Raw genomic sequence first — 20,446 nt, 5'->3', positions numbered from 1 at the left:
TCCGGTGTGGAACGTGCCGGCAGCCGGCCCGAGGTTGCGTGCCGCCTTCGATCGCCGCGATGGGGTTGTGGATGTCACGGGTATCTCCTGTTCGTGGTTCGGTGGATTCGCGCTCGCCACTGCATGCGACGCGGTGACAGCCCATCTATTGCAGAAGGCGTGCCAGCGATACGACGAACCGGCAAAAATCTCGATATTTTCAGGGAAAACCCCAACAGAAGTGTTGCCGTGGACGACGGCGGAACGGTTTTGTTCAGATACACGGGGGCAGAGTGCTGCGGCTTGTGCGGGGGATTTGATGATTTGATCGCGCTAATCCGGCGCACGTCTTTTATCAAATGATCGATTGCCCCAGGGAATATGCGCATCGGTGCGTCCGCTTGCCATATTCTCGAGATTGTCCCTATCATTCGAAGGGGCGGGTTGCCGCGAGGAGACACAGCGTGCATCTCGTCCAGAATTCGAATTCGACTGTATGAGCGGACTTTTACTGATCGCCATATCCGGAAGCCGGACATAAGCTCTTTCAACTAAATTTAGAATGGCCCGTGCGGGCCGGTGGGCGGCGGTCGCGGCTCGGTTCGCGCGACGGGCGGCGGCGCTTCCGCAGTTCCGCCGCCGCGCCGGCCGCGACCAAGGAAACCATGGCGAACAGGCATCCACGAAAGCACACGCCGGATTCACCGGCTCAAGCTCATTCCGAACGACATGCCAAGCGTGCGACTCCCGACGGGATCCGCGTGCCGGCGATTCACGACCTCGCCAAGCGTCTGCGCTTCGCGCCACAGCAGGGCCGAATCTGGCTGGACGACCAGCGCATGATGCTGATGCATGTCAGCTCGCTTGGCGCGTTGCGCCAGGAACTGATCGAGAGCCTCGACAAGGAGACAGCGCGCGGGCTGCTCACCCGCATCGGTTACCAGGCCGGCACGCACGATGCGGCGATGGCGCGCAAGGTTCGCGCGGGCCCGAACACCTATGACGACTTCCTGGCCGGCCCGCAACTCGTGTCGCTCGAAGGCATGGTGCATTGCGAGCCGGTGGCGCTAGATATCGACGTCGAGCACGGCCGCTACTTCGGCGATTTCTATCTCGTGGACAGCTCCGAGGCGGAGGCGCATATCGCGGGCTACGGGATCGGCAACGAGCCGGTGTGCTGGATGTTGATTGGCTACGCGTGCGGCTATACCAGCGCGTTCATGGGGCGCCCGATCCTGTGGCGGGAAATCGAATGCTGCGGGATGGGCCATGCGAAATGCCGTGTGATCGGCAAGCCGGTGGAAGAATGGGGCGACGCCCAGGACGACCTACGCTTCCTGCGGATCGGTGATTTCGTGAAATGGGCGCCAAAGCCCGAGGCGCCTCTACCAGTCACGAGCCGCATCGCGGCGCAGCTCGCCGATGCGCCGGAGAACAGCTTCGGCGTGGTCGGCGTCTCCGCCGGCTTCAACACGGTTTGCCATATGGTGAACAAGGTGGCACCCACCAATGCCACCGTGCTGTTCCTGGGCGAGAGCGGCGTCGGCAAGGAGGTCTTCGCCAACAACCTGCATCGCCTCAGCAAGCGTGCGAACGGGCCGTACGTCGCAGTGAACTGCGCGTCGATTCCGGAACATCTGATGGAATCCGAACTGTTTGGCGTCGAGCGCGGCGGATTTACCGGCGCGAGCCAGTCTCGTGCCGGACGCTTTGAGCGGGCCGATGGCGGCACGCTCTTTCTCGATGAGATCGGCACGCTGAGCTTCACCGCACAGGGCAAGTTGCTGCGCGCGCTGCAGCAGGGCGAGGTGGAGCGCGTGGGCGACACGCGTACGCGGCAGGTGGACGTCAGGGTGGTTGCCGCCACCAACGTGAACCTGCGCGATGCGGTCAAGGCCGGGCAATTCCGCGAGGATCTGTTCTTTCGCCTGAATGTCTTTCCGATCCAGATCCCGCCGCTGCGCGAGCGCCGCGACGACATCCCGCTGATGATGAACTGGTTCCTGCAGCGGATGGCGCGCAAGCACGACAAACCTATCACCGGCTTTCGCGAGCGCGCGGTCGATGCGATGTTTGCGTACGACTGGCCCGGTAACGTGCGAGAGCTCGAGAACATGATCGAACGCGCGGTCATTCTGGCCGAGGAGGGCGGCGCGCTCGACCTCTGCCATCTGTTCACCAGCGGCGAAGAGGTCGATACTACCGCGCTGATGCTGAAGCGCAGCGGCAGCATCGGGCGCGTCAGTGAACCGGCAGACGGGAAATTGCCGTCGTCCGTCGGCGGGCGGCCAGGACTGGCGGACACGGAGGTCGCCATGTTGCGCGCTGCCGTGACGGAGGCTGATGGGAACCTGTCGCGCGCTGCCCGGGTGCTCGGCATCAGTCGCCCGACGCTGGTGTACCGGCTGCGCAAGTACGGTATTGAACCGGAAGCGGGCTGACGGTGGTCAGACTCCCCCCCGGCATGAAATTCCCGGGGGCTGGTCGGCTAGAAGCGCTTGCTGTATGCGATGACCGCGTTGATCTGCGAATGCCGGACCGACAACGGTGCCGCCGTATTGGGTTGACTGGCGTTCTTTACGGTCTTCGGCAATCCCACCGACAGCGCAACGTCGATCGCATTGTCCTTGCCGAATGTGTAGGTGGCGCCGCCCGACACGGTGGTCGTCGGAATGGCCGGCACGACCGCCAGCAGCGTGCCGTTCGGCGCGGCCTCCTGCGCGTAGTGGAATCCGCCGCGCACCGTCCACGCGGAATTGAAGCGGTACGCGATGCCAACGCCGAACACGTTGATGTCACGGTAGTTCTGCGGAAGCGATAGTTCGAGATTCCCGCCCGCACGCACGAAGCTCACATTGATGTCGCGCATCGTGCTCGACCAGAACACGCGCTGGTACTCCGCCGAGACGGTCAGTTGCTCGTTGAATCGGTGGCTGATGCCGACGGTGAACTGCGCAGGCATCTGGAAATTCCGTACCCTGACTTCGCCGCTCAGCGGTATGTTGCCTGCGACGGCGCTGACGGCCGTCAACGTTGCCTGGCCGCGAAGGTCGCCAACCCGCGTCTTCGCGTTGTAGGCCAGCCCGATCCGCGTATCGGGCGTTACGTCGTAGGTCAGTCCCAGTTTTCCGCCGATACCCCACGCATCGGCGCCGCCACCGATGGGTGCGCTGCGCGAGAAACCCACGTAGCCGCCCGACAGGCCCGGCACCGACAGCAACGTGGGCACCAGCGAGCCGGATACGCGGTGCTGGCTGGCGAGTGTGCCGATCTGAGTGACGTCGAGCAGCATGCCGAGATTGAGCGACGTCCAGACCGCATCGAGCGAGGCGCCGACCGTCAGTTTGTCCGTCACGCGGTACTAGAACGCGAACGGAATGCGTAATACCAATAGACGGGAATACTGGTCGAGTCCGGTGTCGATGCCGTTGGAGGTGCGCGACAGAAAGCTGCTGCCGCCGTATTGCGTGCCGAGGCCGCCCTCCGCAAAGACGCCGGTGCCGACCGCGTAGTTTCCGTGCCGGTAGACGAATGCGGCCTCCGGTGCGAAGTACGGCCCGTTGTTGTTGCCGCGATTGCCGGATCGGGCCGTCTCACCGGTTGCCGTGTTGGTCGCCTTGATGTCGGTGGTCACCACGTCGAACCCGAGATACAGGTGTTTCCCGTCGGGCATCAGGCCGAGCGTTGCGGGATTCGCCATCATCGCGGCGGGGCCGATGTCGAAGGACGCGCTCGTCCCGCCCATCGCGCGGGAAACCGGGCCGTAGCCTTCCAGGTTGAACACGTCCGTTGCTGCTGCCGGTGTTGCGCACGCCGCAGCGCATAGCGCCACGGTTGTGCCAACGTAGTTGCCTTTCACGAATGTCTCCTTGTCTTTTTCGGGATTAGCGAAGCGGCGGCGCCACCGGAGCAGCAGAGGAGCGCGCGTGTTCGCAACAGGTGCGTTGCAGAAGCCATACCAGCTCTGCACGCTGATCGCAAAAATCTCGATATTTACAGGGAAAACCATGAGGATTCTCGCGTGCGCACTGGGTTTCGCTAACCCCGGTCGGCTGTTTATGGCGCACGCGACAGCGGGCTTTGACGATATGGTTTATGCGTGAGGATGCGCGAACTGCATCAAATGATCGAAGTGGTGGGCAGGGGCTCGCTGGTGCTTGCCTGATCCTGGGTGATCGAGCAGAATATCGAGATTGAGAGAGCCGACCGAGGCCAAGGGGCGTACCGCGCGCATTCGCGATGGCGACACGGCGTGGGTTCGCAGGGCAGCCGGTATCCCGCTGTTGTCGCCGAGCGCGATGGCTGCGAGGCGTCAGGCGCGGCATCCGGTCCGAAGTGCCGGAAGCGGCCCGTTATTTCAATCGCCGAACGACAAAGGCAGCGAAGCATGACACCGACCAAACGCGTCGACGCCCGCGTGGCAGATGATTCTCTGCCCCCGGCGCCCGCACCGCGCACGTTGAGCGAGCGCGCGTATCTGCACTTGCGGCAGGATATCGTTGAAGGTCGAATCGGTCCGGGCGAGCGCCTGCGCGTCGAACATCTCAAGGACCGCTATGAAGTCGGCGCCGGCACTCTGCGGGAGGCGATGGCGCTGCTGGTGTTCGATGCGCTCGTCACGGTTGAGGGCCAGCGGGGATACCGCGTCACCGCGATTTCACTGGCCGACTTGCAGGACCTGACCGATACGCGCGTGCGGCTCGAAACCGAAGCGCTTCGCCTGTCCATTCGCTGCGGCGATGCACAATGGGAAGCGCGGTTGCGTGCGGCGTTCGATAGCCTCAGCGTCGCAGAGGCCCGCAACCCTGCGGCAGACGCCGCCGGTTGGGAACAGGCGAACAGGCGCTTTCACGAAGCGCTGATCGCGGCGCACCACTCGCCGTGGAGCCAGCATCTGCTGACGCTCCTTTACCGCCACGGAGAACGCTATCGCCATGTCGCCATTCGCGTCGGGGCAAACCGATCCGCGTCCCGGAACGTGCATGAAGAACATGCATTGATTTTCGAGGCTGCCGTAGCGCGTCGGGAAGCCCGCGCTGCACTCGCGCTGGAGGCGCATATTCGTCTCACCTACGAATTGCTGTCGAGCGCGCAAATTGAAATGTGAGCCTCGGCCGCTGCGCGGGGTTCATGCGCGCTCGCGGTCTCTCCCATCATGCTTTACAGCCTGATATTCTTTTCGGGTCATGCCGCCGGCAAGAAGCCGGACGACGGGGGCGGCAAGACATACACACGACATGAGATGGGAAGCCCGCGCCGTTGCACTCGACGGCGCGACGCCCGATACCGCAGGAGTGATTCAACATGACGGACCGAACTTCGACGCGGACGCGCCCGACAAGGGACGTTCACGCTCCGGTGCAGGCCGACGACAATAGTCTCGTATGGTCGGACGCGCGCCTGTTGGGCTTCACGCAGATGGACGACGTGCACAAGGAGTTCTATAAGGTCGCGCTGCAACTGGTGATCTGCACCGACGCGACCGCCGCGTCCGCAATCGAGGAATTCGAAAAGCATGCGATCAGCCATTTCGACCAGGAGGACGAATGGATGCGCTCGACGAACTTTCCTCCGCGCGATTGCCACATCGAGGAACATGCCGCCGTCCTGAAATCGGTTGGCGAGGTCAAGGCCGCGGTCGGGGAGGGGCGGGCCGGCGCCGAACTGGTTCGCGATATCGGCATGCATCTTTTTGAGTGGTTTCCGGGGCACGCGGACTACTTGGACTCCGCGCTCGCGGCATGGATGACGAAGCAGGCAATGGGTGGAAAGCCGATCGTGCTCAAACGGAAGACTTGATTGCGTGACGGCACCGGGGCGCACGGGTTTCCTATGAATAAAACAGTACCCGCATTTGCCCCTGGTACTTGTGACTCTGATTTCTCACCGTTATTCGTCGACGTTGACCGCTTCAAGGTCCGCGACGATACCTACAGCCGCCAGGAGGGGGATAACGCGCTGGCTGCGGTCACTCGCCGGATCGGCGAGAAAATCCGTCGTCCGTTCGATACTGCGGCTCGTTATGGCGGGGAATGAGCCTCATTCTGACGTTTCTTCAACTACGGTAGTCGTGCAACGCGACTATGCCCTTCTCGTGCCCGTCGAATCCTGCGCCTGTCGCTTGCGTTCCGCCGGCAATTCGAACGGGCGTGCACGCGAGTGGGATCGATCGGGGCGCAGTCCGCTCGGGTTTCGCCAGATATTGTTCCCACGCGGTGTGCATCGGGCCCTCAGAGCCGCAGGGAGAGGGTAATCACCGAGAGTGACTGATGGGTTTGTCCCCCGCGCGGGTAGCAGACGTCCGTTATTTCGACAGATACAGTGGGTTGACATGAAGACACGTGTGCCCGGTGTCGCGGTAGCCCCCACCGCGTTGGAGCACCACCAGAAACAGGAGACAACCTATGTATCTGAGAAACGCCTGGTACGTTGCCGGATGGGATAGCGAATTCAAGCAGGGCGCGCTCACTGCACGAAAGCTGTTGGGCGACGACATCGTGTTCTACCGCCTTGAGAGCGGCATGCTTACCGCGCTCGAGAATCGTTGCTGCCATCGTGCAGCGCCTTTATCGAAGGGTGAGCAGGAGGGCGATGCCCTCCGATGCATGTACCATGGCCTGCTATTCGATTGTCACGGCCGCTGCATAGAGGTGCCGGGCCAGGAGCGTCTGTCGGACAAACTGCGGGTTCGAGCGTATCCCGTAGAGGTACGTGACAACCTGGTGTGGATCTGGATGGGGGATCCCGCCGCAGCGAAACCGGAAGACATCCAGCGTTTGCATTGGACCAGCAAGGAAGGCTGGTCAATCAAAGAAGGGCTTTATCTGCACTATTCCTCAAGTGCTCAACTCATTGCCGACAACCTGCTCGATTTCTCGCATCTGGGCTTCGTTCACGGGAAGTCCATCGGTACACGCAGGCAAGGAAGTGTCCGTCCCGAGACGCAATTTTCTGAAGAATCAGTGTCGGTGCGCTTCACGACCTTGAATAGCGGTGCACCGACCTTTGCGCGAGAACTTGGCCAACTGCCAGAGATCGTTGATCGCTTCAACTATTACGTCTGGCACATAAGAGGCAACCTCTTTGTGCAAGATTCCGTGATTGCGCCCGTTGGCGAGGGTTACGGAAGCAGCGGACCTTCGACGATCAAAGTGCATACGTTTATCGCACTGACACCCGAGACGGAAAACACCGCTCACTACTTCTGGTCGACTGCTCACAACAATTTCGCGTCCAAGGTTTCGGACTTGACGGGGCAACTGGCTGCCCAGGTCGAGTCTGCCTTCGATGAAGACAGGCAAATCATCGAAGCACAGCAAAAGGTGCTCACGGATGCACCCGACTCGCCCATGATTGCAATTGCCGCAGACGGCACGCTCCTTAAAGTGCGACGCATGCTCGACGCCATGATTGCGAACGAGCAGGGCGGAACTCTCCCTGCTTCATCGGCACTCTGAGAGCAGAGCATGCAAAGCTACGACATTACCGAATGGGGAAAGCCACTCCAGCTCGTCGTTCGGGATACGCCCATCCCCCTTGGCAACCAGGTTCGCGTGAAGATCGAGGCATGTGGTGTCTGTCACAGCGATCTTCACATTCAACATGGCGCGCTCGATCTGGGAAACGGTCAACGCGTTTCGTTTGAAAGTGTTGGCGTGAAACTGCCCTTCACGATGGGGCACGAAATTGTAGGTGTGGTCGACGCCGTTGGCGAAGAAGCAGATATAGCTGTAGGTACGCGCTGCGTTGTCTATCCGTGGCACAGTTGCGGTGAATGCTTCAACTGCCGCGCGGGACGCGAAGTCGACTGCGAGAATGGCCGCGCGCTAGGCACGCGCAAGCCCGGCGGCTATTCGGACTACGTGATGGTGCCGCACCAGCGATACCTGCTGGACTACGGGAGCCTCAATCCCTGGGTCGCTGCGACATGTGCGTGCTCTGGTCTGACTGCTTATAGCGCGCTGCTCAAGCTTCCACCATTGCTCGCCGAGGACACGCTGGTTTTGATTGGCGCCGGCGGGCTTGGTTTGGCTGCAATTGCTCTGGCGAGGGCGCTGACAAGCGCTCGAATCGCCGTGGCGGACATCGACGACACAAAACTGAACGAAGCGAAGCAGGCAGGCGCCGACATGGTGCTGAATACGCGAGAGCCTGACGCCATTGCCGCACTGCGCGGATCGACTTCCAACGGCATCCGGGCCGTCGTCGATTTCGTCGGCAGTGGTGCGACCGTGGATATGGCCATTAAAGCGGTGTCTCGTGGTGGGACGGTCGTCGTGGTCGGCTTGTTCGGCGGAGCACTGAGCCTTTCCACGGCTTTGCTGCCGATGCGTAACATCACGCTTAGAGGTTCATATGTTGGCTCCCTGGAGGAAATGACCTCCTTGCTGCAACTGATGCAAAGGAGTGAGCAAAGGGATCTCTCCGTGCAGATTCACCCGCGACCCATGTCCGAGATTAACGACGCCTTGAACGACTTGTCTAAGAGGGTGTTAGGCACTTTTGCTAAGGGTTGCAAAGTGAACCAGCATAAGCACGGAGAATACGACGAAGTGCAAGCCGGCCAGAGTTTCGGGCAATCGCTCATAGTCTCTTGCCAGTCGGCGGAAGCGGTTGAGCCAGCCGAAGCTGCGCTCGACCACCCAGCGGCGCGGCAACAGCACGAAGCCTTTTTTCGCCTCTGGCAACTTGATGACCTGAAGTTCGATCCCCTCGTCAAGTGCTGCCTGTGCGGGCTCTTCGCCGGTATATCCCTGATCCGCGAACGCCACCTTGACTGTCTGGCCCGTGGCCTGCTGAACCTGACGCGCCAGTTCACCAACCTGTGCGCGTTCCTGCTCGTTGGCTGGCGTCACATGCACCGCGAGAAGCTGCCCCAACGTGTCCACCGCCATATGTACCTTGCTGCCTTTCTTGCGTTTGTATCCGTCGTACCCTGCGCGTGCGCCGCTTTCGCACGTCGACTGCAGCGTACGGCCATCGAGGATGACCGCACTGGGTTGACCACGGCGGTCCTGGGCGACCCGGATGATCGAACGCAAATCGCTCACCATGGCCTCGAAGCAGCCCGCCTGAATCCAGCGTTGCGTCTGCTGGTAGACCAGTTCCCAGGGGGGGAAGTCATTGGGCAACAAACGCCACGGCGCGCCCGCGCGTACGATCCAGCGCAGCGCGTTGAACATCTCGCGCAGTTCGTAACGGCGCTGCGGTGCGTCTTTGGTCATCAAGGTCAGATACGGAGCGGCGAAGTACCACTCTTCATCCGACACATCCGTTGGGTACGGTCTGCGATTTTTCATTCCGCCAGGGTACCAGGTTTCGCGGAAAGTGCCTAACACCCTCTAACGTAGACCGAGCCCAGCACTGTCTCTTGTGCCGGGGCTGTTTTGCCGTCACCCTGTTCCGGACGACCCGTACGGCTACCGGGCCGGGCGGGGATGGTTCTGGCGATGCGATCGGCACGGCGGATGCCGGAAGGCTGCGCCGACTTGGCGCGCGCGTTTCGCCTCTTCCCCATGGAGATAGGTCGACGTGGTTGCCACCGACGCGTGGCGCAAATTGTCACGCACGACGACCAGTTCCACGCCGGCGTCCAGCGCGTGCGTGGCGTGCGTATGACGCAGCCAGTGGGGGCTGGCGCGCCGCAGCTTCTCGGCGAGCGCCGGATGGCGCGCGGCCACGCGCTGCGCCGCTTCACGGAAAAACTCACCCAACACCTGCCGCAACCGCGGCGCACTGATGCCGGTGCCGGCACGGTTTGTTGAACGATGCTCGCCACTGAGGGCGGCCACCAACGGCATGGCCGGCTGCCAGCGGGTGCGCCTGACCGGCAGGCCCCGCGCCTTCAGCGTGCGCCGCAAGGCATCGCGCGCAAGCGGCGGTAGCGCCACGCGCCCGGGCTTCGCCCCTTTGCCGGTCACCTCCAGCCACAACATGCCCCGGGCATCGGCCGTGATGTCGCCCAGCGTCGCGGCCACCAGTTCCTGCGCACGCAATCCGGTCGCGTAGCCGAAATCCAGCACGAATCGCAGCCGCTCTGCCGCCGGTGCGGTCCAGCCGGTCCGCTCGAGCGGGTCGGCGGCGGCCCGCACGATCTTCCACTCGCGGCCGGTCAACGCCCGCCCGGTATCGAACGGCGCACGCGTTGCGCCACCACGCACCGTCACGCCCGCAAACGGATTGAGCACGACGTAGTGCTGGCTCACCAGCCACCCGAAGAGCGCGCGCAGGACCGCCAGCGCATAGGCCGCTGACCGTGCCGTCAGGTGTCCCGCGAACGGGCGCCAGGCGGGCGTGGCGCGTGGGCGCGGCGGTCCGGTCCAGCGCGCGGCGGGCGTTGGATGCCGCAGGAAAGCACGATAGGCGATCGCATCGTCGGTGGTGAGCGACGAGAGGGGGGCGCGCCGTTCCACGATCGCCCAAAGCAGCAGCCGCTCGGCCTCGCGCCGATAGGCACGCACAGTGTGCGCCGACTCATGCAGCGCCAGCCACGCTTCGATCGCCTGGTAGTCATTGGTTGCGGCGAGGCCGCACGTGTCGTGCGGGGCACGGAAGCGCCCCTGCGAGCCATCGAGCGCGGCGGGCAGGGATACAAGGGACCACAGCGGGACTAACCGGCTGTCCGAGGCCTCATGGGGAATCAGCGTGGCGGCGCGCTGGAGCAACTCGGGATGGGCTGCGAGGAACGCTTCGATGCTTTGCGCGCCCTGGCGCCCCAGTCCCGCAATTTTCTGCCACCAGCGCTTGCGGTGGGCCCGGTGCACCAGCAGCGCGGCGAGCGAGTTGATGCGCGCGGCGGCGAGCGCGCGTGCGATGCGTGGCGGCAGCCACCGGTTCACCGGGTCGGCCGGCTGCGGCACGGGGATCGGGGTGGCGCGCAGCGCATCGAGTGCGACGACGACCTGCGCCGCATGGCGGATGCGGTCCGCGGCCGGGTGCGTGAACAGCGAAATCAGGTCATCGCGCTGGCGGGCCGTCGCGCACGCGACGAGCTGGCGGCGGATGCGACCCAGGATCCCGCGCGACGACTGGCCGTTGGCCTGGCGGTCCGGCAGATAGCGCGTGACTGCGGCACGGGCGGTGAGGCCTTCATGCCAGGCGCGCAGCGCCGCCAGCGCGGCCAGGCTGGGGAGGTCGGGCGGGGCAGCGGGCGGCCCGGCGGACGGTCCGTTCCCCGTCCGCGCGCGCGGGACGGGAGCGGTTCTCATGGGAACAGTTTAGGTCGCGTGCAGACTGCATGCGATAAGAGTATTTATCGCAAGCAGCTCGATGGCGCATCCACCGCAGGACGCGTCGCTCAGTCGTATCGGTCTTGGCATGGTGCTTTAACCAGTCTTGGTGCGCGCCTTCGGTAGATTGAGTGCCATCCAGGTACCCAATTAGGTCGTCAGTGCTTACCGATGGCTAGTCGGTGTGGTCGACGAGCGCGAAGCGCGCGAGTTTGGAACCGAAGAGGCGAGCTTATTCGATGCCGCTATGCACCGACTGAAGCTTTCGCCTTTTCATATTCTTCAAAATTTGCAATGACAACTGGCGTTTGTTTAGGGTCATCAGTCAACGTGATTGGTCCTCGTAGCGCAAATTCGTTTCGCATTCGTTTGTCGAAGTAATAGAGCATCGCCATGCGTACCTGCAGAACCACGCGCCCGTTGAACATTCCGTAGTCGAGCTCGATTGCTTTCTGCTCCCACTCAGTCAGACGAGGGTTCGGCACGAGTTCAACAGCAAAGTTTGTGTGCCACAACTTGTCGTCGGCGGCGTCCGCGCCTGGGGCCTGCTCGTCACGCGCATCACGGCATCGAGACAGCAGGAAATCCTTGAACCGATTGTCGCGGTGGCAAAACGCTCGCATGTGCCACCTGAATCCGTCAGATGCAAATGCGTGCGGCGTAATGCGACGCCAGACGGCGGTCGGGCCAGCGCTGCTGAGCGACTGATATTCGATCTCGAGAGATTGATTCGTCCGGATCGCTTTCAGCACGGCCCGCAGCAAAGGTGCGTCAACGCGTCGAGACGGTATGGGTAACGAGGCCGTGACCGGGGCATCACCTAACCACGTTTCCTCCTTGTCTACGGTGTTCGCCGTCAATGCACCCAACTGCGCGAGATAGCGTTCGGCGTCTGGCTTTATGAAGGCGCAATGAAAGCTTTCGGTGGCGAGGTAGCGCTTGGATCTGAGGTCGTAACGTAGGTTTTCGGGGGCGGCTTTTTGGTACGCGGTCAGATCATTCGACGCCTGCTGAGCCGACACACCGAAGTGGTCGACGATATGAGACCTATTTATCGAACCCTGCCAGTACGCCGTAAAGTCAATAAATTCAAGGCGTTGTTCGATTCCCCAGCGCTTCTTGGGAGATGCTTCGCTCATGCCATTCCTCGATACGTAAAGAAACTTGATCCATCGTGTTTATTTGCTGTATCATGAAATTGTACCTGTCGAAGTCCGCTGTAGGGTAAAACCTGTGCTGGCAGCATGGGTGGTACGGGGTAGACGGGGGCGTAGCCATTCCATATCCGAGGTGACCAACATGGCTGAAGCAAATCAAGATTTTAAGTATCTGATTAATGGGAAATCGGCGACCGTCAATGACCCGACGCCGACCAGCGCGCAGATTTTGGCGGACGCCGGGTATGAGCCGGCTGACGACTACCTGCTGATCCAGCGGACCAAGTTCGGGTCGCGCGTGGTGGCATCGGACGACGTTCTGAATGTCGGCGACGGGCACGCCGAATTTTTCGCGTTCGAAGGCGGCGAAGCGTTCGAATTCACGGTGAACGAGCATTCGGTCTTTTGGGGCGAACAAACGATTCGCGTCGACCAGATCCGCTCTCTCGCCAACGTGTCGGAAGACAATGACTTGGTGTGGATTCGCGACGAAGCCGGCAATGAAGTGCTGAAGTCGAGCGATGTCTTTCAGCTGGGCAAGCAAGGTATCGAACACCTGCGCACGCACAAGCGCCCGCCGCCATCGCTCTATATCTTCTTTGTCGACGGCGTCGAGTACAAGACCGAACACGAACGTCTGACCGGGGCTCAGATCACCGCGATGATTCCGGGTTGGGATCCGACGAATTCGCTTGTGCTCGAGGGCGAGGGTTCTGAGCCGGATGAGGTGATTCACCCGGCAACCGTGGTTGAGTTCAAAGGGCGTGCAACCCCGGCGCACTTTGCCATCGTCCCCCCCGCAACATTTGGTGACGCATGAAGAGCGTCGACGAACAATTCGCCGACCTGCAAAGGGCGTACCCCGCGGCAACGCTCACGTCGGTGGGCGGGGGCATGTTCCTGGTGCGAATTCCGCAGGTGCCTTTGCCCGACGGCTGGTCGCAGGTTTGCACAGAAGTGCGATTCATCGTTCCGAATGGCTACCCGTATGCGCCACCGGACTGCTTCTGGGCCGACAGCTCGCTGCGCCTGAAGAACGGTGCGATGCCGCAGAACGCGAACATCGGGCAAACGATGCCGGGCCAACCGGACGCGAACACATTGTGGTTTTCGTGGCACGTCAATCAGTCATGGAACGCGTCGAAGTGCTCGCTGACGACGTACGTGAACGTTATCCTCAATCGCTTTAAGGCGGTGCAATGAGCGAACTCGTCATCAGTGCACCGACACTTCATTATCTCAATGAGTCTCTGGGCGCTGCTGTCGAGCGCGGAGCGGTCCTCTATCTGACGCGTGACTTCGACGGGGACCGCTACCTGGTTAGAGAGGTCGAACTCGCTCAGCCCGAGGACTGTTTGCACGCCTCGGCTAGCGAGATCACCTTTGCGCCGCAATTCCTCACGCGCGTGACGAGGCGTGCACGTGAGAGGGGATTTTCGCTCGCGCTTTTGCATACTCATCCGTCAGGCTACAACGATTTTTCCCCCGTCGATGACGAGACCGAAGCCGGTCTACAGGGGTTCATGTGCGATCGTAACCCAGCGCATGAGTGCTTTTCAGTTGTGCTTTGCGACGGCCACGTTATCGCACGGACGTTTGGCGCAGCCGACCGCGTCAATGTCCGCATCGTCGGCGCGGAGGTGCTGCTCCCTGGCCGTGCGGGTGAAATTCAGCAGGACGAACGCTATGACCGCCAGATGCGAGCATTCGGCGAGGAAGGCCAGGCGATTCTCAGTTCTATGACAGTCGCAATTGTCGGCCTCGGCGGGACCGGGTCAGTTGCCGCGCAGCAACTGGCGCATCTTGGCGTGGGCTCCTTCGTGCTCGTCGATTCTGACGTGGTCGAGAAAACCAATCTGAATCGCGTGGTTGGAACCATGGAGCAGTCGGTGGGCCGCAAAAAGGTCGATGTGGCGGCGCAGATGATAGAACACATCAATCCCAAAGCGTGCGTCAGCTCTTATATCGGCTCAGTTATCTCCAGCGAGGCGTCGGGGCTGCTGCGAAAAACCGACTGCATCTTCATTTGTACCGATTCCCATTCGAGCCGGGCATTTGTTTCCGAGTTTTCCTATCAATACCTGGTGCCTGCCATTGACATTGGTGTTGGCATCAACGCACACGACGGCAAGATCCGGGCGATGACTGGGCGCACGCAAATGCTCGCGCCCGGGTTGCCTTGCCTCGTGTGCAGCAACGCACTCGACTCGCGACGTATCCGCGAAGAGCTGATGACGGATGCACAGCGCGCCGCTGATCCGTATTTCAACGAGGGTGGCGTGAAACAGCCCGCGGTTATATCACTGAACAGCGCGATCGTGTCATTGGCCGTGACGATGCTTCTCGGCGCATTCACTGCAGTTCCCGCGCGCGCGCGGTGGCAGTCATACGACGCGGTAACCGGCACCGTCCGACTGCTGAGGACCTCACCGCAACTGGATTGTGGCGTCTGCGGCCCAGATGGTGTTGTTGGTGCGGGCGACTCGCGTCGTCTGACCTTTCTTCCTTCGGAGGACCAGTGAGCGCTGCAACCAACCTCATCTGGTATGGCGTTGCGCCACTGCCTGGCACGCGGGAAAAGCTCGAAATCCGCGGCCTCCAGATTATGGAGAACCCACCGCACGAGTCTGTTAAAGACCCGTTGCTTGGCACGACATCTGTCGTCGTCGTCAACCAGCTGTCAACAGATTCGAACGAAATTGCGGCGCTCTGCAAGCTGATTCCGAGGTTCATCGATCACGGCATCCGCATTGTGTTCCTGGCGGAGGACCGGACGGAAAGACTGCGGATTCGCGAACAGACTCTCATGCAGGTGAGCCCCGTTTATCCGTGGGACAGAGAGGTTCGCTTCGCGCCCAACCTCAAAGGGATACATTTTGACCATATCGTTCGGTTCGAACGTGGACCGAAGTGGACGGGCTGCCACATTAAGGAGATCGGCCCGGAGGAAAAACTGACGGAGGAAGAGCGGCGCCTTGTCGACCGGGCGTTCCCAAAGGCGCAGGAAATACACTTGCGCAAGATCGCTCCAGGTTTCTCCGGTTCGAAGGTGTTCATGGCGTACGAGAAGCGCCTCGAAGCCGAGAGCTCGGTTGCCCACTGGACGCAGCCTCGACTTGTGAAAATCAACAAGCGCGAACTGCTGGGCAAAGAGGTTCGCGCAATGGAGGTGGTCTCTCCGTTTGTCCCGTTTGAATTGCGACCAAACCTTGAAAGATTCGTCGAAGGGTTCCACAAGGCCGTGTATGTTGCCGATTTCGTGGACAAGTCAGAGTCCCTGCTTGACGCGGCGCGCGCTGGGCGCGCCGAGGCTGCTATTTCGAACCTCTTCAACCGGACGCTGCATCGATGGCGGGATCGGGCAAGACAGACCATCATGCCAGATGAGCCGCTCGTCACTGCTGCAGAGCGGTTGAAGATGATCTCCCCTCAAGAGATTCAGCATGAGTATCTTGACTCGGAACCCATCCAACGAGAGCAGATCGACCCGTTGGCGTTGTGGCAGTCTTTAAAGAATATTAAATTTCCGCATCGTGTCGCGACAATACATGGCGACCTGCATGGCGATAACGTGCGGGTACGAGGAGATGACGCAATCCTGATTGACCTCGGTGCCGTCAAGGGAGATACCGAAGTGGGAATGGGCGCACCGCTCTGCTTTGACGTCGCGATGCTCGAAGTTGCCCTCGTCTTTACTTATCGAGGTTCCGAGGACGGACCAGATGTCTTTGATCAGTCAGAATGGAAGAATGAAATAGCTCCGTACTACACTCTAGACGCGATATTGAGCAGCTGCGCCCACGCAGAACTCGAGCCGAAACCGGACTCATGGCTTTTTGGGTGTCTCCAGCGTATCAGGGCATTCGGTATTTACGAGCAGAGCGATAGTTTCGAGTATCCGATTGCACTGGTTGTGGCGATGTGGCGTTGGTGCAAATTTCAGGCGGCATCCAATGCAGACAGGGGCCGTCGTGTCGTCGCGTTGGAACTCGGCGCGAAGCTTATCGAAGAAATTATAAGGAAGAGGCATTGTGACTAAGGCACTACGAGTTCGCGACCGTGGGACCGTCACGCACCGGCATGCGGCAGACGCGTTACTGGAAAGGCCGGGAGATTTCGTGCTTGTGGACCGGGGCGTGCCTCGTTCATTGGTACTAGCATGCCCCGATGGTTGTGGCGAAACGCTCACGATCAATCTTGATCCGCGTACAGACAAAGCATGGCGCCACTACCGAAAGCGCAATCAGCTGTCAGTGTTTCCGTCGGTTTGGCGCGACACGGGTTGCAAGAGCCACTTCGTCATCTGGCATCACACTATCCTTTGGTGCGACGGCTCAGACGATGGCGAAGAGGTTGTTGTCGAAGACGAGATCGAATTGCGCCGGCGTGTGCTACCCGTGTGTACGGATGATTGGCAGCACTTCACAACACTAGCCGAGGCATTGGAAGAAGTGCCATGGGATGTGAATCGTGCTTGCATCCAGCTCGCACGAAGAGGTTTTCTCGAGGAAGGGCAACGGAAACAGCGTGGCTTTTTCCGGCTTACCGCGAAGGAGTGAAGCTTAGGTCGTCCCGGCGCACGTCGCGCGGGCGAGATAGCCCCACCGGCACACAAGGTTGGAACGGAACGGTGATGTCGGTGGTCGGTGCGCCTTGCGGCACCGCGCTATCCAGTCTGCAGATGTGTGCGATGACCGTTGCGACGTGATGGGACAGGTTGAACGAATGCTTCCGGGTCCTCCGAGTACGGCGGCACAAACGGCTCTTCCTCGTTCTCGATCTTGGTCTGGCGCTCGACGAAGGGCGCCGACGACCGGGCGTAAAGCTGCAGGATGAAATCCAGTCGTTGGTTCAGAAACCAGGCCACGTCCATGGCGGTCTCCCGATTGCATGTGTTCGAAACGTTGCGCCCGGCGCCATGCACGACACCGGGCGCGCATGCGCTTACGCGGTCTGGCACGAGCGCTGGGCCTTATGTTCGGTCAGGAAGATCTCGATCCCATGGCTGCGCGGGAACGCCTCTTTCACGGCCTCGTGCGTGACCGCGCCGGCGTCAAGCAGGCGGGTCAACTCGTCCTCCCAACGCACTAGGCGGTGGCCGGTCAGGAACTCGTCGACGTCCGTGGACCGCTTGATCGCCCCGACGTCGTGCCCGCTGGCGATGTAGAGGTCGGCGACCGAGGCGGTGCCGCTGCTCGTCGGGATGTCGACGGTGGCCGCGATCGCGATGATGCGGGTCAGTAGGCTTTCCTCTTCCTTCGCACTGCCGTAACGGGCGGAGGCCATGAATACCTGCGACAGGTCGCTGCCGTAGGCTCCGCTGATGAGCAACATGTCCTTGCTGGCCTCAAGCAGCCGGTCCGAATGGGTGTAGCTCGGGGTGTAGACGACTCGGCGATACCCTTGGGCGTAGGCGCTCTCGATCGACGGCAGGTACGGCAACGCCCGGATGGCTTCAGGCACGTTCCAGTCCTTCGGCGGGGTGGAGCGGTGCCGGGGCATGACACGGACAGCGGGGCCGGCGTGCTCGGTCAGGGCGAGCGATGCCGCCACCAGATGGATCGCGGCGTGGTCCTCGATGGCGCCCGAGCCGAACAGCACAAGGCCGCTCGTCTTGCCCGCTAGGGCGTCGCGCAGCGGACCAACCACCGAGGCCGGGAACGCGTCCGTCGTGGCGACGGTGGGCACCAGCTCGATACGTGGCCATGGCCGGGCGAACGGCGTGACCGCTTCGAGTTCTCCTGCGTCGGTGACGACGCCGATCAGTGCGGTGTCGTGGTCCGTGTGGTTGTGGCGTGACGTCACGATCAACTGGACGTCCTCGTTGATGTTGTCCGGCGTCGGGGTGTCGAGAAGCACCGCGATGCGATGCCCGGAGTTCAGGGCATGGTTGCAGGCCATTTCGAGGCGCTCGCCCGCGTCGTTCCACGACTGCTGGTCGAGCTTTAGCGGCCCGACGACCAGCAGCGTGCCACTGGGCACCCGATCGAGGCCCGACGACCACAACCCGTAGTCGCCCAGGTCGATGCTACCGGACCATCCGTTGCCGGCGCGTTCGGCATAAACCAGCGCGCCGTCGGTCGCGTCCTCGTACGCTTCCAGCAGGGCGTCGATCGCGTCCGAGGAGGTCGTGACGTAGACGCCTGGGACGGGGCCCGTCGGCCAGATCTGTGGGGCACTGCGGGCGACGACTGCACCGGGCGGCGATAGGGCGACGAGCAACTCCTGCGGCGACAAGTCGACCGCGAAGCGCTTCTTCAGGCGGAACGCCAGGCGGCCGGTCGAGGTGGTGTCCAGCTCGGCCGCGGCGACGCGCTCGGGGAACGCCATCACCTCGGGCCAGTTACGAAGCCCGGGCAGCGCTGCGATCAGATCGAGCGCCTGGCCATGGCCGAGGGAGGGGTGAGCGGGCTGCAAAAGGCCGCGGACGAGCCCGGCCAGCAGCTTCAACTGCTGCGTATCCATTGCTTTCTCCTGGGCGGCAAATCCGGTGCACGCTTTGCGGACCGCCCATCGAAAACAAGGACTATGGAATGGGGTAGGTGCGGTGAGACATCGTCTTCGTCATGCCCCGAAGGGCGCGTGCGGCAGGCGACGACAGCCTGTCACCACTATATCAGGAATACAGGATTGTTCGGCACAAGGTCAGATAGTCCTCGTACACCCGTGCAAACTGCGCTGCGAGCTTGTCGGGTTCCTCGCATCTTTCGTCCATGTCGGTGCCATCATCAATGGTGACCAAGAGATTGATCTTTTAGTACACCGCTAAATTTATCTTGGCGGAGCGAGGATTTTACATTGATTTGCGATGTCAATTTACATTGACTTACTATATGACCCCTATTTTAAGTCCATGATATCGCATACGAAATCTATCGCAGAACTTTTGGCTACGACAGCATCTCCGGGCCAAATTTGGGTTCGTCGCGCAATTCCGCAGACGTTTGTACGCGGCCCGGCGAACGTGATGCTAAGCGATTGCGGGCCTTATTCGACTCAAGTCGTGAGGCGATTACCGACCCGATTCGACTCGCGATCTGGGATGGAATCGTGGGCGACCTCGGTGGGTTCATGGCGGCGTTTCAATGGGAGCGGGAGATGGTCGCGCAGCTTGTCGGCCGATCAATCGGTTATCCGAACCCTAGGGCTGACGTATTCGCGTCAAGGGGCAGATCAGGAGGAGAAAGGGGGCGATTGGACTGACCGACATGATCGTTCAGGCCCTCAACAACCGATTTTCGTTTATTTGACGCGTTAGGCAATGTGCGTGCCCTGCATCTGCTTGGCTGCGTTAATCAGGGTTTCGCGTCGATCGAGTGCATCCATCGGGGCAACTGGCTGACCTTCACGGTCCCCGGTGCCCGAGATCCATCCATTCCGGAAATGGAACCAGGCAGCGATTTTCCACGGGTCGGCGACGGGGCCGAGTGCTTCCAGAATTTCCTTGATGATCGGCAGCGGCTGGCATGTTGCGTCGAATTGGTAGTCGGCAAAGTATTCCTTGCCGCCGATGGACACGCTGAAAATGCGACCGCGGCGCCTCCAGTCGCTGGCCGGCTGCGCCTTGTTAGCGGGGGACTTGGTCTGGAGCGTATTGATCTGCTCTGCGGTGAGCCAGTCGCCTCGCGCAAAGACCGCGCGCATGGTCTCCTGACGCCGAATGCGTTCCTCGATCAGGGGTGCGGCCGGCGCCGACAGTCCGGTGATCGCGGCGGCAAGATCGTCCGCCCGCTGGATAACCACTTCCTCGAAAGGTGTTGTCGTCAGCACGGCTGCCACCAGATCCTCCAAGCCTCGTTTCAGAGACGAAACGATCGCTGGATCGGTTCCGGCCGGCAGGCTTAGGCTGAGCACAAAATCCGCAGTTGGGATATCGGTGGTCTTGGGGTCTTGGACTTGAATCATGGTTGCCTCATTTGATTACTTGCAGCCCCTGGTATTTCGGGGTTGGGGTCTGAGCTTCCCCTGAAATTTCGCCTTCCATCGAGTCATGTATAAACTCGACGGAAAGGAAGGTGATCAGGGATGTTCAAGGTACCGAAACAATCGTACACGGCGGAATTCAAGGTGGCAGCCGTCCAG

Annotated in this window: 17 protein-coding genes and 2 pseudogenes; 11 read left to right on the top strand and 8 right to left on the bottom strand. The window is 61.3% G+C overall.

All coding sequences use genetic code 11. The features are described 5' to 3' along the window. Positions 1-644: 644 nt before the first annotated feature. Positions 645-2,420 (top strand): sigma-54-dependent Fis family transcriptional regulator, encoded by a 1,776-nt coding sequence (locus QZM67_RS32785; protein WP_301809774.1) that lies wholly within the window; start codon positions 645-647, stop codon positions 2,418-2,420. A gap of 47 nt (positions 2,421-2,467) precedes the next feature. Here QZM67_RS32785 and QZM67_RS39995 read toward each other — a convergent pair whose 3' ends face one another. Then, entirely contained in the window at positions 2,468-3,334 is an 867-nt protein-coding gene (locus QZM67_RS39995; protein ID WP_367620458.1) for an OmpP1/FadL family transporter, read from the bottom strand. 6 nt (positions 3,335-3,340) lie between these two features. Beyond that, positions 3,341-3,988 carry a hypothetical protein gene (locus tag QZM67_RS39990; protein WP_367620457.1) on the bottom strand — a complete coding sequence of 216 codons (648 nt, stop codon included), beginning with the start codon at positions 3,986-3,988 and terminating at the stop codon, positions 3,341-3,343. A gap of 378 nt (positions 3,989-4,366) precedes the next feature. On the opposite strand from QZM67_RS39990, the gene QZM67_RS32775 reads away from it, so the two are divergent. The 5 genes and pseudogenes from QZM67_RS32775 to QZM67_RS32755 all read left to right on the top strand — a co-directional run. Beyond that, on the top strand, positions 4,367-5,086 hold the full coding sequence (locus tag QZM67_RS32775) for a GntR family transcriptional regulator (RefSeq protein WP_301809771.1): 720 nt from the start codon (positions 4,367-4,369) through the stop codon (positions 5,084-5,086). A gap of 197 nt (positions 5,087-5,283) precedes the next feature. Then, positions 5,284-5,778, top strand: a complete 495-nt coding sequence (locus QZM67_RS32770; protein WP_301809768.1) for a bacteriohemerythrin — start codon at positions 5,284-5,286, stop codon at positions 5,776-5,778. A gap of 75 nt (positions 5,779-5,853) precedes the next feature. Then, positions 5,854-6,012 (top strand): annotated as a pseudogene (locus QZM67_RS32765) (diguanylate cyclase); the annotation flags it as partial. A 371-nt stretch (positions 6,013-6,383) separates the two neighbouring features. Then, positions 6,384-7,436 carry an aromatic ring-hydroxylating dioxygenase subunit alpha gene (locus QZM67_RS32760; RefSeq protein WP_301809765.1) on the top strand — a complete coding sequence of 351 codons (1,053 nt, stop codon included), beginning with the start codon at positions 6,384-6,386 and terminating at the stop codon, positions 7,434-7,436. A gap of 9 nt (positions 7,437-7,445) precedes the next feature. Further along, positions 7,446-8,369 (top strand): annotated as a pseudogene (locus tag QZM67_RS32755) (alcohol dehydrogenase catalytic domain-containing protein); the annotation flags it as partial. Between the two features lie 102 nt (positions 8,370-8,471). Here the strand turns inward: QZM67_RS32755 and QZM67_RS32750 are convergent. The 3 genes from QZM67_RS32750 to QZM67_RS32740 all read right to left on the bottom strand — a co-directional run bounded on the left by QZM67_RS32750 (position 8,472) and on the right by QZM67_RS32740 (position 12,346). Beyond that, complete coding sequence (locus QZM67_RS32750) at positions 8,472-9,278, bottom strand: IS5 family transposase (protein ID WP_301809886.1); 807 nt, start codon at positions 9,276-9,278, stop codon at positions 8,472-8,474. A gap of 120 nt (positions 9,279-9,398) precedes the next feature. After that, positions 9,399-11,186, bottom strand: coding sequence for a phage integrase family protein (locus QZM67_RS32745; protein WP_301809763.1), 1,788 nt, complete (start codon positions 11,184-11,186; stop codon positions 9,399-9,401). 266 nt (positions 11,187-11,452) lie between these two features. Further along, the gene (locus tag QZM67_RS32740; protein WP_301809761.1) at positions 11,453-12,346 is read right to left on the bottom strand and encodes a WYL domain-containing protein; all 894 of its coding nucleotides are present in this window, start codon (positions 12,344-12,346) and stop codon (positions 11,453-11,455) included. Positions 12,347-12,506: 160 nt separating this feature from the next. Here QZM67_RS32740 and QZM67_RS32735 point away from each other — a divergent pair, with 160 nt between their 5' ends. From QZM67_RS32735 to QZM67_RS39985, 5 genes are read left to right on the top strand one after another with little or no spacing between them, the layout of a single operon-like run. After that, complete coding sequence (locus QZM67_RS32735) at positions 12,507-13,184, top strand: multiubiquitin domain-containing protein (RefSeq protein WP_301809760.1); 678 nt, start codon at positions 12,507-12,509, stop codon at positions 13,182-13,184. Further along, positions 13,181-13,567 (top strand): E2/UBC family protein, encoded by a 387-nt coding sequence (locus QZM67_RS32730; protein ID WP_301809755.1) that lies wholly within the window; start codon positions 13,181-13,183, stop codon positions 13,565-13,567. The genes QZM67_RS32735 and QZM67_RS32730 overlap by 4 nt, the downstream gene beginning before the upstream one ends. Beyond that, on the top strand, positions 13,564-14,886 hold the full coding sequence (locus QZM67_RS32725; RefSeq protein ID WP_301809753.1) for a ThiF family adenylyltransferase: 1,323 nt from the start codon (positions 13,564-13,566) through the stop codon (positions 14,884-14,886). The genes QZM67_RS32730 and QZM67_RS32725 overlap by 4 nt, the downstream gene beginning before the upstream one ends. Beyond that, positions 14,883-16,403, top strand: coding sequence for a hypothetical protein (locus QZM67_RS32720; RefSeq protein ID WP_301809751.1), 1,521 nt, complete (start codon positions 14,883-14,885; stop codon positions 16,401-16,403). The genes QZM67_RS32725 and QZM67_RS32720 overlap by 4 nt, the downstream gene beginning before the upstream one ends. After that, the gene (locus tag QZM67_RS39985) at positions 16,396-16,923 is read left to right on the top strand and encodes a DUF6527 family protein (RefSeq protein ID WP_367620456.1); all 528 of its coding nucleotides are present in this window, start codon (positions 16,396-16,398) and stop codon (positions 16,921-16,923) included. Before QZM67_RS32720 ends, QZM67_RS39985 begins: the two co-directional genes overlap by 8 nt. 107 nt (positions 16,924-17,030) lie before the next feature. On the opposite strand, the gene QZM67_RS32715 is transcribed toward QZM67_RS39985, so the two are convergent. From QZM67_RS32715 to QZM67_RS32705, 3 genes are all read right to left on the bottom strand, one after another. Then, the gene (locus tag QZM67_RS32715; protein WP_301809750.1) at positions 17,031-17,237 is read right to left on the bottom strand and encodes a hypothetical protein; all 207 of its coding nucleotides are present in this window, start codon (positions 17,235-17,237) and stop codon (positions 17,031-17,033) included. A gap of 71 nt (positions 17,238-17,308) precedes the next feature. Continuing rightward, positions 17,309-18,829: a hypothetical protein gene (locus QZM67_RS32710; RefSeq protein ID WP_301809746.1), complete on the bottom strand. Its 1,521-nt coding sequence runs from the start codon at positions 18,827-18,829 to the stop codon at positions 17,309-17,311. A 789-nt stretch (positions 18,830-19,618) separates the two neighbouring features. Continuing rightward, entirely contained in the window at positions 19,619-20,269 is a 651-nt protein-coding gene (locus QZM67_RS32705) for a hypothetical protein (RefSeq protein ID WP_301809744.1), read from the bottom strand. Positions 20,270-20,446 lie beyond the last annotated feature (177 nt).

Source organism: Burkholderia sp. AU45251 (assembly GCF_030482905.1).
Taxonomy (GTDB): domain Bacteria; phylum Pseudomonadota; class Gammaproteobacteria; order Burkholderiales; family Burkholderiaceae; genus Burkholderia; species Burkholderia aenigmatica.
The sequence above is the reverse complement of the archived record's forward strand: the minus strand, read 5'-3'. Positions and strand labels throughout refer to the sequence as shown.

Coding starts and splice junctions, on each gene's coding strand:
- QZM67_RS32770 (WP_301809768.1), top strand. CDS start 5,284: ATGACGGACCGAACTTCGACGCGGACGCGCCCGACAAGGGACGTTCAC.
- QZM67_RS32750 (WP_301809886.1), bottom strand. CDS start 9,278: ATGAAAAATCGCAGACCGTACCCAACGGATGTGTCGGATGAAGAGTGG.
- QZM67_RS32725 (WP_301809753.1), top strand. CDS start 13,564: ATGAGCGAACTCGTCATCAGTGCACCGACACTTCATTATCTCAATGAG.
- QZM67_RS32785 (WP_301809774.1), top strand. CDS start 645: ATGGCGAACAGGCATCCACGAAAGCACACGCCGGATTCACCGGCTCAA.
- QZM67_RS32730 (WP_301809755.1), top strand. CDS start 13,181: ATGAAGAGCGTCGACGAACAATTCGCCGACCTGCAAAGGGCGTACCCC.
- QZM67_RS32760 (WP_301809765.1), top strand. CDS start 6,384: ATGTATCTGAGAAACGCCTGGTACGTTGCCGGATGGGATAGCGAATTC.
- QZM67_RS39990 (WP_367620457.1), bottom strand. CDS start 3,988: ATGGTTTTCCCTGTAAATATCGAGATTTTTGCGATCAGCGTGCAGAGC.
- QZM67_RS32710 (WP_301809746.1), bottom strand. CDS start 18,829: ATGGATACGCAGCAGTTGAAGCTGCTGGCCGGGCTCGTCCGCGGCCTT.
- QZM67_RS32740 (WP_301809761.1), bottom strand. CDS start 12,346: ATGAGCGAAGCATCTCCCAAGAAGCGCTGGGGAATCGAACAACGCCTT.
- QZM67_RS32745 (WP_301809763.1), bottom strand. CDS start 11,186: ATGAGAACCGCTCCCGTCCCGCGCGCGCGGACGGGGAACGGACCGTCC.
- QZM67_RS32705 (WP_301809744.1), bottom strand. CDS start 20,269: ATGATTCAAGTCCAAGACCCCAAGACCACCGATATCCCAACTGCGGAT.
- QZM67_RS32735 (WP_301809760.1), top strand. CDS start 12,507: ATGGCTGAAGCAAATCAAGATTTTAAGTATCTGATTAATGGGAAATCG.
- QZM67_RS32715 (WP_301809750.1), bottom strand. CDS start 17,237: ATGGACGTGGCCTGGTTTCTGAACCAACGACTGGATTTCATCCTGCAG.
- QZM67_RS32775 (WP_301809771.1), top strand. CDS start 4,367: ATGACACCGACCAAACGCGTCGACGCCCGCGTGGCAGATGATTCTCTG.